Source organism: Demequina salsinemoris (genome assembly GCF_000974805.1).
Lineage (GTDB): Bacteria > Actinomycetota > Actinomycetes > Actinomycetales > Demequinaceae > Demequina > Demequina salsinemoris.
Map to the genome: position 1 here is coordinate 649,924 of NZ_BBQZ01000001.1, position 14,298 is coordinate 664,221.

9 protein-coding genes are annotated in these 14,298 nt (G+C 69.0%); 5 read left to right on the forward strand and 4 right to left on the reverse strand.

What is annotated here, in order from left to right; genetic code table 11:
- Positions 1 to 43: 43 nt before the first annotated feature.
- The 3 genes from AOP78_RS02970 to AOP78_RS02980 form a co-directional block, all read right to left on the reverse strand.
- Positions 44 to 2,260: a glycoside hydrolase family 3 C-terminal domain-containing protein gene (locus AOP78_RS02970; RefSeq protein ID WP_062201361.1), complete on the reverse strand. Its 2,217-nt coding sequence runs from the start codon at positions 2,258 to 2,260 to the stop codon at positions 44 to 46.
- A 95-nt stretch (positions 2,261 to 2,355) separates the two neighbouring features.
- Complete coding sequence (locus AOP78_RS02975; protein ID WP_174442370.1) at positions 2,356 to 2,934, reverse strand: TetR/AcrR family transcriptional regulator; 579 nt, start codon at positions 2,932 to 2,934, stop codon at positions 2,356 to 2,358.
- A 64-nt stretch (positions 2,935 to 2,998) separates the two neighbouring features.
- A complete protein-coding gene (locus AOP78_RS02980; protein WP_062201364.1) occupies positions 2,999 to 5,773 on the reverse strand; it encodes an alpha-L-rhamnosidase in 2,775 nt (924 codons plus the stop codon).
- A gap of 439 nt (positions 5,774 to 6,212) precedes the next feature.
- On the opposite strand from AOP78_RS02980, the gene AOP78_RS02985 reads away from it, so the two are divergent.
- The 4 genes from AOP78_RS02985 to AOP78_RS03000 all read left to right on the forward strand — a co-directional run bounded on the left by AOP78_RS02985 (position 6,213) and on the right by AOP78_RS03000 (position 11,800).
- Positions 6,213 to 7,799, forward strand: coding sequence for an ABC transporter substrate-binding protein (locus AOP78_RS02985; protein ID WP_062201367.1), 1,587 nt, complete (start codon positions 6,213 to 6,215; stop codon positions 7,797 to 7,799).
- A 79-nt stretch (positions 7,800 to 7,878) separates the two neighbouring features.
- Positions 7,879 to 8,820 (forward strand): ABC transporter permease, encoded by a 942-nt coding sequence (locus AOP78_RS02990; RefSeq protein ID WP_062201370.1) that lies wholly within the window; start codon positions 7,879 to 7,881, stop codon positions 8,818 to 8,820.
- Positions 8,817 to 10,799 carry a dipeptide/oligopeptide/nickel ABC transporter permease/ATP-binding protein gene (locus AOP78_RS02995; RefSeq protein ID WP_062201374.1) on the forward strand — a complete coding sequence of 661 codons (1,983 nt, stop codon included), beginning with the start codon at positions 8,817 to 8,819 and terminating at the stop codon, positions 10,797 to 10,799. Before AOP78_RS02990 ends, AOP78_RS02995 begins: the two co-directional genes overlap by 4 nt.
- Positions 10,796 to 11,800 carry an oligopeptide/dipeptide ABC transporter ATP-binding protein gene (locus AOP78_RS03000; protein WP_062201377.1) on the forward strand — a complete coding sequence of 335 codons (1,005 nt, stop codon included), beginning with the start codon at positions 10,796 to 10,798 and terminating at the stop codon, positions 11,798 to 11,800. The genes AOP78_RS02995 and AOP78_RS03000 overlap by 4 nt, the downstream gene beginning before the upstream one ends.
- 171 nt (positions 11,801 to 11,971) lie before the next feature.
- On the opposite strand, the gene AOP78_RS03005 is transcribed toward AOP78_RS03000, so the two are convergent.
- Complete coding sequence (locus tag AOP78_RS03005; RefSeq protein WP_062201381.1) at positions 11,972 to 12,562, reverse strand: TetR/AcrR family transcriptional regulator; 591 nt, start codon at positions 12,560 to 12,562, stop codon at positions 11,972 to 11,974.
- Positions 12,563 to 12,671: 109 nt separating this feature from the next.
- Between AOP78_RS03005 and AOP78_RS03010 the strand changes: the two genes are divergently transcribed.
- Positions 12,672 to 14,231, forward strand: a complete 1,560-nt coding sequence (locus AOP78_RS03010; RefSeq protein ID WP_062201386.1) for an ABC transporter substrate-binding protein — start codon at positions 12,672 to 12,674, stop codon at positions 14,229 to 14,231.
- The last annotated feature ends 67 nt before the right edge of the window (positions 14,232 to 14,298 follow it).

Consider the following 14,298-nt stretch of genomic DNA (forward strand, 5'->3'; position numbering starts at 1 on the left):
CATGACGTACGGTGCCGCGCTCACGGCATATCCGGCCACTGTGCTATCTCGGGGCGTTGGCCTTGCTCAGGAGCCCCTCGATCTCATCGAGCGGGACTCCTCCCATGCTCGAAGCCTGCCGCAGGGGGATGCTGCGCAGCACGCGCGCGGGGTTCATGCCCAGCTCATCGACGCCGTCGGGGAGGTCGGGCCACGAGAGCAGGGCCCTGAACGCCTCGGACACCGAGGGGTCATCCATGACCTCGCCCATCGTGGAGTCGAGGGTCAGCGGCACCTGCACGTCATCGCCCTGCAGCTCCACGGTCGTGCGGGCCCGGAGATCCCGGCTCGATGAGCCGAGCGCGACGTCGTAGCGGCCCGACTCGAGCACGAACCTGTCCACCCGCACGTCCCAGTACTCGAGATCGCGGCGGTCGAGGACGATGCGCGCAGCGCGCTCCTCGCCCGCGGCGAGCTCGACCGAAGCGAAGCCTGCGAGAGCTTGCGGCACCCTGACCTGGGCCGAGTCGGGCACGGAGACGTAGGCCTGCACGACCTCGCGGCCCGCTCTGGTGCCCGTGTTCGTGACGCTCACGGAGACGATGATGGAGTCGCCGTCGATCTCGGCCGTCGCCTCGCCGTAAGCGAACGTCGTGTACGACAGGCCGTGCCCGAAGGGGAAGGCGACCTCCATGCATCGCGCGTCGTACCAGCGGTAGCCGACGAACAGGCCCTCAGCGTAGCGGGCATGCCGATGCTCGCCCGGGAAGTCGAGGAAGGCGGGGGTGTCCTCGAGTCGGAGCGGCACCGTCTCCGTGAGCTTGCCGGACGGATTCACGGTGCCCGTCAGCACGTCCGCCACGGCAGAGGCGCCCGCCTGACCGAGCAGGCCCGCGTCCAGCACTGCCCCGGCGTGCTCGGCGACCTCGTTGAGCAGCACTGTGCCGCCGTGGTGCACGACCGCGACGACGCGAGGCTGCTCCGCCGCGACCGCGGCGAGCAGTTCGAGCTGGTCCGCGGGGAGACCCAGGTGGTCCCGGTCGAAGCCCTCGGACTCCTGGCGCGCGTCGAGACCGACCATCACGACGGCGACGTCGGCCTCGCGAGCCTGCGCCACGGCCTCGGCTGCCAGCTCGGCGCCGTCGCGCGAGTCATCGAGGGTGAATCCCGGGGCGAACGTGACCTCGGAGTGGGGGGCGGCTCGGCGAATCTCATCGAGCGGAACGTCGAGGCGGGTGGGGTTTACATGCGAGCTCCCGCCGCCCTGGTAGCGCGGGGTGCGCGCGAACTCGCCGATGACCGCGATCCTGCCGTGGTCCGCGAGAGGCAGCAGTCCTCCTTCATTCTTGAGCAGCACGATGGCGCGTGTGGCGGCCTCTCGCGCGATCTCGTGGTGAAGGTCCACGCTGAACGTCGCGTCGGCGCGGCGTCCCTCACGCGCGCGCTGGACGAGCCTGGCCACGTGGCGCGCGGCGCGGTTCACGGACTGCTCGTCGAGACGGCCGGCCAGCGCGGCGTCGAGGGCCTTGGCGTTGGAGGCTCCTCCATCGCCGGGCATCTGGAGGTCGAGTCCGGCGACGACCGACGCGACACGGTCCTTGACCGCGCCCCAGTCCGACACGACGACGCCGTCGTACCCCCATTCGTCGCGCAGGACGCGGGTGAGCAGGAACGGGTCATGGGAGACGGGGACGCCGTTGACGCGGTTGTAGGAGCACATGACCGTCCAGGGATCTGCGTCCTCGACCACCCTGCGGAAGGGGCGCAGGTAGACCTCGCGCATCGGGCGCGGATCGATGTCCGCGCTGACACGCATGCGGTCGTTCTCCTGGTTGTTGAGAGCGAAGTGCTTGAGGGACGCGCCGACGCCGCGGCTCTGCACGGCGCGCACCCAGGCGGTGCCGAGTGCTCCTGAGACGTGCGGGTCCTCGGAGAGGTACTCGAAGTTGCGTCCACCGAGCGGGCTTCGCCTGATGTTGACCCCGGGGCCCAGCAGCACCTGCACGTCGAGCGCCTGGCACTCCTCTGCGAGCGCCTGGCCCACGCGTTCGACCGTCTCGGGGTCCCAGGTCTGTGCTAGCGCGGCGAGCGTGGGGAAGCAGGTCGAGGGAAGGCTCGCCTCGGCTCCGAGGTGGTCCTCGGCGCCCGTCTGCCTGCGGACGCCGTGCGGGCCGTCGCTGAGGCGGATCGACTCGAGGCCGTCGACGGAGGCCGTGGTCCAGAAGCTGCTTCCGGCTCCGAGCGCGATGCGCTGCTCAAGGGGAAGATCCGCGGGATCCATGGAGTGTCCTCTCGTCGGGAACGGCGATGTTCGCGAAAACCTTATAACACTCGCGTTTAGTCGCCAAACCATCCCCCGGAGGGACGCGGCCGGGGTCAGTCGTTCCGGCCGGAGACGATGGAGAAGAAGGTCCGCAGCACCGCGGTCATGTCGATCGACTCGGGGTCGTAGAGCCACTGCATCTGCAGCCCGTCGATCAGTGCGAAGATCATGATGGCCAGCTGGTCCGGGTCGAGGTCCGGTGCGATCTCGCCCGAGCGCTGGGCCTCGCGCACTCCCTTCGCAGCGAAGTCGCGCAGGAACGCATAGCGTTGGCCGAAGAACTCGTGCGAGGGGTGCGCGGACTCGGTGGCCGCCGCGGCGAAGCTGATGAAGAGCTGCACCAGGCCGGGCTCGGCCGCGTTCCGCTCGACGGCGCCGATCACCCCGATCTCGGGGCCGATCTCCTGGGGATCCACGGAGTCCACCTCGTCTCGGCGGCGGATCACCTCGGTGAACAGCGCCTCCTTGGTGCCGAAGTAGTGCAGCAGCCCCGGCTGACTGAGCCCCACGGCCTCCGCGAGCTCCTTGACGGTCGCTCCGCTGTAGCCGTTGCGCGCGATGATCCTCAGCGCGGTGTCGAGGATCTCGGCGCGCTTGGCGATCCCCTTCGCGTAGGGGCCTCGTGCTGACATGCGGCCATGCTAGGCGAGGCGAGCCGCGCTTCGGGCCAACGCGCGGCCCGAAGCGCGGCTGCCTTCACAGCCTCGCGAGCGCCTCGTCGAGGCTTGCGACGGCGTGCGGCGGCATGCCGAACAGCACGTTGCCGATCTCGCAGCCCTCGGTCCACGCGGTACGTGCGAAGAAGCCGTGCATGTAGCCCTCCGAGAAGGCTCCGAGCTCCTGACGGATCACCTCGACGGCGCGCGGGTCGTCGATGAGCGTCGAGAGATGCGTCTTGACGGAGTACGGGCCGGAGGGGGCGGCGGGTGAGGCGTAGGGAGCCACGAACGCGTGCTCCCCGGGGCCGACCTCGACCGGTGCGGATCCGGGCAGATCGACCACCGCCGTCGTCGCGGGCGGGACCATCGCCGTGACGCGCAGCTCGCCGTCGACCAGCTCCCAGCTGACCTCCGCGCGGCCATACGGGGTGACCTGCGCCGAGCGCGCGGAGTCGATCCCCGCGATGGGCGTGGGGGCGACGCGCAGGCGAGAGCCGCCGGGCGAGGCGTAGGAGAGGCCTGCGAGCGAGCGGTGCAGCCAGTCGGCGACGGCGCCAAGCGCATAGTGGTTGAAGCTCGTCATCTCGCCCGGGTTGATCGATCCGTCGGGCAGCATCGAGTCCCAGCGCTCCCAGATCGTGGTCGCGCCCATCGAGACGGTGTAGAGCCATGAGGGGTTGTCCGTCTGGAGGAGCAGGCGGCCGGCGGCCTCCGCGTTCCCGGTCGTGGAGAGTGCCTCGAGGATGAGCGGCGTTCCGACGAATCCCGTCGAGATCCGGTAGCCCTTGGCCCGCACGCGCTCGGCGAGGCGGTCGCCGAGGAGCTGACGCATCTCGGGGTCGGTGACCAGGTCGAAGCCGATCGCGAGGGCGTAGGCGGTCGGCGCATCGGACATCATGCGGCCTGCCGGCGTCACGTAGGTCGCACGGAAGGCCTCGGCGACCTCGTCGGCGACGATGCCGTACGACTCGGCGTCGTCGTCGTAGCCCAGGAGCGAGGCCGCCTGGGAGACGATCCGGGCGGAGCGGAACACATAGGCGCTCGCGACGATGTCGCGGGACACCTTGGCGGCACCAGGCTGATCGGACGGGGCGTCCGGATCGAGCCAGTCCCCGAACTGCATCGACCCCTCCCACAGGCGGTCCTCGCCCGCGTAGTCGATGAGTCGGTCAGCCCAGGTGCGCATCGACGCGTACTGGTCCTTGAGAACGTCCAGGTCGGCGTAGCGCTCCCAGAGCGTCCAGGGCACGACGGTCGCCGCGTCGCCCCACGCCGCCGCGGCGTGAACCTCGCCGCCGAGCGCGTTCGGCACGACGAACGGGACGAGCCCGTCGGCCGCCTCCTGCTCGAGTCGCACGTCGACGAGCCAGTCGGCCAGGAACGCGTCGACGTCGTGCAGGGTCGATGCGGTGGGGGAGAAGACCTGGATGTCACCGGTCCAGCCGAGTCGCTCGTCGCGCTGCGGGCAGTCCGTGGGGATCGACAGGAAGTTGCCGCGCATCCCCCACACGACGTTCTCGTGGAGGCGGCTGACGAGCGGATGCGAGCACTCGAACTCGGCGGTGCGCGCCATGTCGCTGTGCATGACCCGTGCGGTGAAGGACGTCGGGTCGAGCTCGCCCGGCCAGCCGGAGATCTCGGCGTAGCGGAAGCCATGGAAGGTGAAGGTCGGCTCCAGGGTCACGGGTCCGCCGGGAAGGGTGAACGTGTCGGTCTGGGTAGCGAGCCGCAGCGGGCGCATGCCCATCTCGCCGTTCTCGAGGACCTCGGCGTGACGGACCGTGATCACGGTCCCCTCGGGGCCGTCGGCCTCGATGCGGAGGCGTCCGACGAGGTTCTGCCCGAAGTCGAGCACGGTCGCGCCGGACGGGGTGGTGATGACGTCCGCGACGGCCACCTCCTGGGTGACGCGGACGGGAGGGGAGACCTTCTGCGAGACAGCGAGATCGGCGTCCTCGACCGCGACCGGCGCCCAGCCGTCGTCCGCCGCCTCGGCAAGGTTCCAGCCGGGCATCGTGCGGCGCAGGTCCACGGCCTCGCCACGGTAGAGGGAGGAGTCCGTGATCGGGCCGTCGCCTCGCGCGAGCCACTCGGGTCCTGTGGCGAGCACCTCGGAGGATCCGTCGGCGTAGCGGACGTGGAGCTGCGCGGCGTACGAGGGCTGATCGCCGTAGATCCGCTCAGGGCGACCGAAGAACCCGTACGCCTCGGTGCGCCAGGCGCCGCCGAGCTGAGCCCCGATGGCGTTCTCGCCCTCGGTGAGGAGACCGGTGACGTCATGCGTGTCGACGACGACGCGCTTGTCGTACGCGGTCCAGCCCGGCGCCATCTCGTGGTCGCCGACGCGCGCGCCGTTGATGGAGGTCACGTGGACGCCGAGGGAGGTGACATGGAGCACCGCGTCGACCGGCGCCTCGCGGAGCGTGAAGCGGTGGCGCAGCAGCGCGGGCTGTCCCTCGCGATCGGGGGAGGCGAGACCGATGAAGGATGCCAACCACTCGCTCGGGTCAAGGAGCCCGGCGCGGACGACGAGGGGATCGCTCCAGTCGGTGACCGTGTTGTCCGAGAGGAAGGCGCGCACCTGCACCGTGCGGTGCTCGCGCGAGGCGAGGGGCGCGAAGGGCCACGGCACCCGATGGGTGGCGGCGCCGTCGACGCGCTGGACTGCGCCCGAGCCATCGCGAAGCTCGACGGAGGTCTGGGCGGCGCTGTCGGCGGAGAGCCTCCAGGTGAGATGCGGTTCGTGCGAAGTCGCGATCTCAGCGCCCTCGCGGGAGAGCTGAAGCGATGCGATGCGGTGCGGGTGGTTCATCGTCGTCCTCTCATGGCTGCGCGCGTCGCTGCGGCGCCTGACCGCCCACGGTACGTGAGCGTGTGAAAATCTTCAACTCTGAAGATTTTGGCTCGATGCGAGGGTCGCATCCCCTCGGCCTGCGCCGCCGCGGGGAGGTTCGAGGATCGAGGCTGAACTTGTCGGCATGCGGAGATTTCTCGCCGATGGCTGATCGTGAAGGCAGTGCCCTTCGCGACATCAAGTGTCGCTTTCTGGTGGGGTTGTAGTGACATGTTGCCTGGTAGATCGGATATTGATGCGACCTGCGCGGCTAAGCACCCCTCGTTCCGCGCATCGTTGCGAAGCCGTGACAAAAACTGAGTTGCATTCGGAATTGAAATGATTCACACTTGCGGAGCCGGCGCGACATGAGTGTCCGGTCGACGACACTGAAGTCAGGAACCACAGGAGGACAAAGATGTCTCACAGTGCCCGTATCCGCCGTGGCTCGGCCGCGACGGCAGGCCTGGTCGCGGGAGCGCTGCTGCTCGCGGCCTGCTCAGGATCAACCACCGCCGACACCTCGGCCAGCTCGTCCGGGGAAGGCTCGGCCGAGGCCGCCGGCGCGGTCTCGACGCTGAAGGTCGGCCTTGACTTCGACAGTGCGACGTACGGCTACGACCCTCACACGCTCGCCTCGGGTCTGCGGTTCTTCTACGAGGGCCTCTACGACTCGCTGTTCACCCTCGATGAGGACGGCAACATCGTCCCAGGCCTGGTGACCGACTACTCGTACTCCGAGGACGGCATGTCGATGACGCTCGACCTCGACTCCTCCGCCACGTTCACCGATGGCAGCACCCTGACTGCGGAGCTCGTCAAGGCGAACCTCGACGCCCGAGACGATGCAGAGCTCACCGCGCTGTCGCAGTTCGCCGAGGGCGGGTCCACGGAGATCACGGATGTCGTGGTCGTCGACGAGGACACCGTCACCCTGGAGTTCGCCGAGGCGCAGTCGGGCTTCGAGGGCAACCTCGTGATGCCGAGCGGCGCCATCATCGGCGCCGACGCCATCGCGGACCGTTCCCTGCTGGCCGACCAGGCCGACGGCTCGGGCCCGCTCACGATCGACGAGGCCGCGACGGTCAAGGGCACGTCCTACGTGATGGTGACCAAGGAGGGGCGGGAGGGCGAGCTTCCCTTCGCCTCCTACGAGATGATCCCGATGCTCGACCCCCAGGCCCGCATCAACTCGCTCGCGTCGGGCGACCTCGACGTGGCCGGCATCGAGACGAGCGCCGCTGAGCAGGCAGCCTCGCTCGGAGTGGACCTCGTCCAGAACGGCGGCTCCGTGCAGGAGATGTTCGTGTTCGACAAGACGGGCGCCACCGTCGAGGCCTTCGGGGACCTGCGCGTGCGCCAGGCCCTCATGATGTCGCTCGACCGCCAGGCGATCGTGGACGCGCTCTCGCCTGGCTCGCACGCCACGGCCAACGCGCTCCCGATGGACTCGCCCGGCTACGACACGGCGATCGACGAGCAGTACGCGTACGACCCCGAGGCGGCGAAGGCGCTCCTCGAGGAGGCGGGCTACGGGGACGGCTTCGAGTTCGAGATGATCTCGAACGGCGACGTCCAGACGATCCTCGAGCTCATGCAGGCCTACTGGGCCGAGATCGGCGTCACCATGACGCTCAAGAACGCTTCCTCGACCGAGGAGATCTTCGCTGCGGTCCAGACCATGCCCCTCGGCTCGCCGACCATCACGACGTGGACCAACCCCGCGGGCTTCGTCTTCGGCGCGATGTTCGGCTTCATGAACCCGCACGGCGCGGAGAACCCCGAGCTCGAGGCCGCCGCCGGCGCGCTCGGTGCCGCCGAGACGGATGAGGACGCGGCCGCCGCTCTGCTCGCCCTCAACCACGCGATCACCGACAACGTGTGGCTCATGCCGCTCTACGAGGAGCTCGTCACCTGGGGCTACAGCTCGGACGCCGTCGCCGAGTTCGGATTCCCGGGCATCGAGTCCACGCCTCGCCTGCAGGACATCGAACCCGCAGTCTGACCATTCCTCCCTGTCCCCCAGCAACCACGGCGCTGGGGTCGCTGCAAGGCGGCCCCAGCGCCCGGATGGAGCACGTCCCATGCTGACGTTCATCGTGAAACGGATCGGCTTCGCCGCAGTGACGCTTCTCGTCGCCTCAGGACTCGTCTTCCTGCTCATGCATCTGTCGCCCACCACGCCCGGCGTCGTGGCGCTCGGCACGGGCGGCACCCCCGAGACGATCCAGGAGTACAACGAGAGCATCGGCTGGTACGACCCGTTGTTCGTCCAGTATCTGCGGTGGCTCGCGGACCTCGTGCAGGGCGACCTCGGAACGTCCCTGACGGACGGACGCGACATCGCGACCGACATCGGGAAGCGACTGCCGGTGACGGCCGCGGTCGCGGCCGGGGCCGTCCTCCTCAGCTCGATCGTCGGCATCGCGCTCGGCGTCACCGCCGCCGTCCGGCGCGGGATCGCCGACCGCATGGTCACCGCGATGTCAGGCATCTTCATCTCGATACCGCAGTTCTGGCTGGGCATCGTGCTCGTCTTCGTCTTCGCGGTCCAGCTCGGCCTGCTGCCCGCCTCCGGATTCACGCGCCTCGAGGATGACCCGGCCGCCTGGTTCAGGTCGCTCCTGCTGCCCGTGCTGACGCTGTCCGTCGGATCGGTCGGCTTCATCGCCCGCCAGACGCGCGCCTCGATGGTCGAGGCCCTGACCCAGGAGCACATCCGCACCCTGCGCGCGGTCGGCACCCCGACCTGGCGCATCCTCTACGTCCACGCGCTCCGCTACGCGAGCCTGCCGATCGTGGCGGGCATCTCCATCCAGTTCATCGGACTGTTCGGCGGGTCCGTCATCATCGAGCAGCTCTTCAACCTGCCCGGCGTCGGCCTCGCGATGCAGCAGGCGGTGGGCTACACCGACGTGCCGTTCGTCCAGGCGCTCGTCGTCGTCGCGACTCTCGTGGTCGTGATCGTCAACCTGCTGCTGGAGATCTCCAACAAGCTCCTCGACCCGAAGCTGCGTGCCTCATGACCGCTCAGAAGACCTCCCGCCGGCCCGCCAAGCACGCGGCGCCTGGAGCGATCCGCACGATCGTCAGATCCCCGTGGGGCCTCGCGGCCGCCATCTGGATCCTCGGGCTCCTCATCGCCTCGCTCACGTCCTCCCTGTGGCTTCCCTATGACGTGCTCGAGCAGGACCTCAGCGCCATCCAGCAGGGGCCCTCCGTCGAGCACTGGCTCGGAACCGATCAGCTTGGTCGCGACATCCTCAGCCGCATCGTCCATTCCGCTGCCTCGACCATCGGTCTCGGCGCGATCACAGCCGCGGTCGGGCTGTCCGTGGCGCTCCCCGCAGCGCTCCTCTCGGCCCGCAACGCTCGCGCCGAGACCATGGTCAACCGCGTCTCCGAGGTCATGATGTCGATCCCCGGCATGACCGTGATCCTCGCCTTCATCGCCGTGGTCGGCACCAACATGCCGCTCGTGATGATGCTGCTCGGGCTCCTCATCTCGGCCGGCATCTACCGCATCATCCTCGGCCAGGCGAAGTCCATCCAGACGCAGCTGTTCATCGAGGCCGCCGAGGTCGACGGCCTGCGCAAGAGCTCGATCAGCTTTCGGCACGTGCTGCCCAACATGATGACCACGATCACGGTGCAGGCGATGCTCCTGCTCGCGATGGGAATCATGACCCAGGCGGGCCTGGCGTTCATCGGCTTCGGCCCGCAGCCGCCCGAGCCCACCTGGGGTGGCCTGATCCAGGACGCCTCGAAGTACCTCTACACGTTCCCCTGGATGATGGTGCCGACCGGCCTCGTGCTCGCGCTCACCGTGATCGCGTTCAACAGCCTTGGCGACCTCCTGTCGCAGGGACAGGCCTCGCCGCCTCCGCTCGTGCAGCTTCGCCAGCGGGTCTCGCGCGCTGCCAAGGCGCACCGTCGCGAGAGCCTGGCCCAGGCATCGTCCGGTGAGCGCGCGAGCGCCGCGAACGTCCTCGAGGTCCGCGACCTCGTCGTCGGTGTCGAGGACGGGCCGGACATCGTCACCGGTGCATCTCTGAGGGTCGAGCCGGGTCGTGTGATGGCGCTCGTGGGCGAGTCCGGCTGCGGAAAGTCGGTCACCTCCTTCGCGCTGCTGGGTCTGCTCGCGCCGGGACTCGAGGTGCGTGGCGGCTCCGCGACGTGGAACGGCATGAACATCGCGGCCTCGACCGACGCGGAGATGGCCACGATCCGTGGACGTGAGATCGCCTTCATCTCCCAGGAGCCGATGCGGGCCCTGGACCCCATGTTCACGATCAGCTCCCAGCTCACCCAGGTGATCCGGCGGCTGCGGGGCGTCGACAGGGCCGCCTCGAAGCGGATCGCGGCCGAGCTGCTCGAGCAGGTCGGAATCGTCGACGTGCCGCGCGTGCTGAAGTCCTACCCTCACCAGATCTCGGGAGGGATGGCCCAGCGCATCGCCATCGCGCTCGCGCTGGCCGGAGAGCCGCGCCTGATCGTCGCGGACGAGCCGACCACAGCCCTCGACGTCACCGTCCAGGCCGAGATCCTCGGTCTGCTCAAGCACCTGGTCGACGAGACCGGGATGTCCATGGTCCTCGTGACCCACGACCTCGGCGTCGTCGCCGACATCGCCGACGACGTGTCGGTCATGTATGCGGGACAGATCGTCGAGGTCGGTTCCGCGGAGGCGGTGCTCGTCTCCCCGGAGCACCCGTACACGATGGCGCTGCTCGCAGCGGACCCGCACCTGACGGTGGTGTCGGACGGCAGGGACCGCCTGGCATCGATCCCCGGCCAGGTGCCGACGCCCGAGGCATGGTCGACGGGCTGCCGCTTCGCGGAAAGGTGCCTCTTCGCCACCGACTCGTGCCGGAAGCCGGTCGAGCTGTCCGAGCGCGCCAAGGACGAAGGGCTGGTGAGGTGCGTCCACCGCGACGCCGTCGCCGGTCGCCAGAACGCGTGGCGTGAGCCGGCCGTGGTCGGCTCCGTCGTTGAGGAGGCATGATGAGCGCCATTCCGCTGCAGGAGAACGCCGCACCCGCCCAGGCTGAGGCCGGGACCCCGATGCTCGAGGTGGAGAACCTGACCCTCCAGTACTCGCGCAAGGGTCCGGTCATCGTCGACGACGTGTCCTTCTCGGTCGCGCCCGGCGAGACCGTGGGCCTCGTGGGAGAGTCCGGCTCGGGCAAGACCACGATCGGCCGCTCCGTCCTGGGGCTGCTCGGCGCCAGGTCCGGTGCCATCCGCTTCCAGGGCGAGGACATCACGCACCTGTCGCCGCGTGCCCGGCGCAAGCTGCAGGGCGAGCTGCGTGCGGTGTTCCAGGACCCGTACTCCTCGCTCAACCCGCGTCGCACGGTCGGCGAGTCGCTCGCCGAGCCGCTCAAGGTCGCGAAGGTGCCCTCGGAGCAGATCGGTCCGAAGATCGCTGCGACGCTTGAGGCCGTGGGGCTCCCCGCGAACGCGGCGGGCCGATTCCCGCGGCAGTTCTCGGGAGGCCAGCGTCAGCGCATCGCGATCGCGCGCGCCCTCATCACCGACCCGCAGCTCGTGGTCTGCGACGAGGCGGTGAGCGCGCTCGACCTGTCCACCCAGGCGCAGGTGCTGAACCTGCTCGCGGACCTGCGCGAGGAGCGCGGGCTGAGCTACCTGTTCATCGCGCACGACATCTCAGTGGTGGAGTTCCTGGCCCAGCGAGTCGTCGTGCTCTACCGGGGACAGGTGATGGAGTCCGGGCCGTCGTCGGAGGTGGTGCGCAACCCGCGGCACCCGTTCACCAAGGTGTTGATCGCGGCCTCTCCCGTGCCGAACCCGGCCACGCAGAAGGAGCGACGCGCGCAGTGGTCGAGCCTCAAGGCGGCGTCCGCGGGCGCCGCGCCGGCGGACGCGGGCGGCTGCCCGTTCGCCGCACGGTGCCCGCTCGCGACCGACCTGTGCCGCAGCGTGCGGCCGAAGCCTCGTCGGCTAGGCGAGGCCGACGTCGCCTGTCACTTCGCGGAGGAGTGAGCAGGGCGAAGACCTGACAACCAGGCAACGGCTTCCGGCGTCTCTCCTCAGGGGCGTCGGGGGAGCGGGGTCCGGCGTCTCTCCTCAGGGGCGTCGGACCCCGGGCATCGCGCTATTCCTGAGGGGCGCTGAAACTCTTCGACGACAAAGGAATTTCTCGGGCGTTGGTGTTCACAGCTCCACGGTGAGGAACTGCTGCATGTGCAGGCGGGCGCCCTCGGCCATGTCGATCTCGTTGAAGCCCGACAGCCACAGCAGCTGAAGGCCCTCAGTCTGGGCGATCGAGCTGAGCGCAGCGTCACGGGGCGTCACGCCCTCCTTGAGGAGCCCGAGCTCGGCGGCCTGGGCGAAGGCCTGCTCGGTCCCCGACACCACGCGGTCGAACCGTCGCTGGAAATGCGCGTGCGCGGGGTGGTCGGGGTTCGTCGCCTCGGCAGCGATCACGGTGTAGAGCCTGATCAGGTCGCGCTTCTCGTGATTCCTGCGCGAGATCTCCACCAGTCCGCGCAGGAACTCGAGGTCCCGGCGGCCGGAGAGGATGTCGAGGGCCACCTGGTCGCGACGTTCGAAGACGGCCTCGAGCATCGCGAGCTTGCCGTCGTAGTGGTGAAGCAGGCCCGGCTGGCTCATGCCGACCTCGCGGGCGATCTCGCTCACGGTGGCGCCGGTGAAGCCGGAGCGCGAGAACACGGTGAAGGCGGCGTCGAGGATCTCCTCGCGCCGCTTCGCGCTCTTGGCGTACTCGCCTCGTTGGCCTGCCACGGGAGGAGCGTATCAGAATCGTGATCTAAAATCTTTGCAGGTTAAGATTTTGCGTGTTAGCGTCATCGCAGCGTCAAAGTTGACGTCACCTGAGGAAAGGGAAGCAACGATGCTCCGCACTGCCAAGTTCGGCGCCCTTGTCGGCGTCGCCGCACTCGCCCTCGCGGCCTGTTCGTCGGGAGGGACCGACGATTCGACCGCCTCATCCGACTCGTCATCGTCGGCCACCGCCGCCGAAGGTCGGGCCGAGCAGCTCACGATCGGCGCGGTCGTCGACGTCAGCACCTGGTCCGCGCAGGACGCAGCCTGGGGCAACACGGCGACCTACATGATGGCCGTCTACGACACGCTCCTGCGGCAGAACGCCGACGGCACGATCGAGGCGGGGCTCGCGACCGACTGGTCGTACGACGACTCGATGACGGTCCTCACGCTCACCCTGCGGGACGACGTCACCTTCACGGACGGCTCGGCGCTCGACGCCGACCTCGTGGTCGAGAACCTCACCCGCTTCCAGAACGGTGCCTCGGAGAACAGCGGCAACCTGTCCTCGATCGACTCCGTCACCGCGGTCGACGCCACGACGGTCGAGATCGCGCTGTCGGCACCGGACCCGGCGCTGCTGAGCTACCTGGCCCAGAACTCGGGCCTGATCGAGGCCGAGTCCGCCTTCGACTCCGCGGACATCCAGACGGTCCCTGTGGGCTCCGGCCCGTACGTGCTCGACGCCGACTCGTCCACGATCGGCTCGTCGTACACCTTCACGGCGAACGACGACTACTGGGACCCGGACAGCCAGCACTACGACACCATCGTGATCAACTACTACGCCGACGCGAACGCGCTGCTCAACGCGCTGCGTGACAGCCAGGTGGACATCGCGAACCTGAACTCGACCTCGCAGATCCCCGACGCCGAGTCCGCGGGCTACACGATCAACACCCAGACCCTGAACTGGAAGGGCCTCATCCTGGCCGACCGCTGGGGTGTCGTGGACGAGGCGCTCGCCGACGTCCGCGTGCGTCAGGCGATCAACTACGCGCTCGACCGCGAGGGGCTCCTCGCGGGCATCGAGTCCGGCTACGGCGAGGTGACGACCCAGATCTTCGGTACCGGCACCACCGCGTACGAGGAGGACCTCGACAGCTACTACACGTACGACGTCGACAAGGCGAAGGAGCTGCTGACCGAGGCCGGCTACCCCGACGGCATCACCATCACGATGCCGCTGTCAAGCTTCGTGCCCGAGTCCGAGGCGCAGCTCATCGCGGGCAACCTGGCCGAGGCCGGGATCACGGTCAACTACGAGACCGCGGGCGAGTCCTTCATCTCCGACCTCCTCGGCGGCAAGTGGGCGGCCTTCGAGTTCGGCCTCAACCAGGAGTCCGAGTCCTGGGCCACCTACAAGCTCTCCGTCTCGGTCGACTCCGCGTGGAACATCTACCACCAGAGCACCGACGAACTCGACGCGTTGGCCGACCGCATGCGCATGGGTGGAGAGGACGGCGACGCCGCGGCCCAGGAGATGAACGAGTACCTGGTCGAGAACGCCTGGTTCGCCCCGTTCTACCGCGTCGAGGGCGTGATCGTCACCAACGACGCCACCTCGGTCACCCTCAAGAACGGCCAGGCCGTGTCCAACCTCTGGGACATCGTCCCGACCGCCTGACCCTGATCACCGCCGGCGGGGCGGGGAGTCCTCGCCCCGCCGGCACCACCACCCCGCAGCTACCCCC

Coding starts and splice junctions, on each gene's coding strand:
- AOP78_RS02980 (WP_062201364.1), bottom strand. CDS start 5,773: ATGAACCACCCGCACCGCATCGCATCGCTTCAGCTCTCCCGCGAGGGC.
- AOP78_RS03010 (WP_062201386.1), top strand. CDS start 12,672: ATGCTCCGCACTGCCAAGTTCGGCGCCCTTGTCGGCGTCGCCGCACTC.
- AOP78_RS02975 (WP_174442370.1), bottom strand. CDS start 2,934: ATGTCAGCACGAGGCCCCTACGCGAAGGGGATCGCCAAGCGCGCCGAG.
- AOP78_RS02990 (WP_062201370.1), top strand. CDS start 7,879: ATGCTGACGTTCATCGTGAAACGGATCGGCTTCGCCGCAGTGACGCTT.
- AOP78_RS03000 (WP_062201377.1), top strand. CDS start 10,796: ATGATGAGCGCCATTCCGCTGCAGGAGAACGCCGCACCCGCCCAGGCT.
- AOP78_RS02995 (WP_062201374.1), top strand. CDS start 8,817: ATGACCGCTCAGAAGACCTCCCGCCGGCCCGCCAAGCACGCGGCGCCT.
- AOP78_RS02970 (WP_062201361.1), bottom strand. CDS start 2,260: ATGGATCCCGCGGATCTTCCCCTTGAGCAGCGCATCGCGCTCGGAGCC.
- AOP78_RS02985 (WP_062201367.1), top strand. CDS start 6,213: ATGTCTCACAGTGCCCGTATCCGCCGTGGCTCGGCCGCGACGGCAGGC.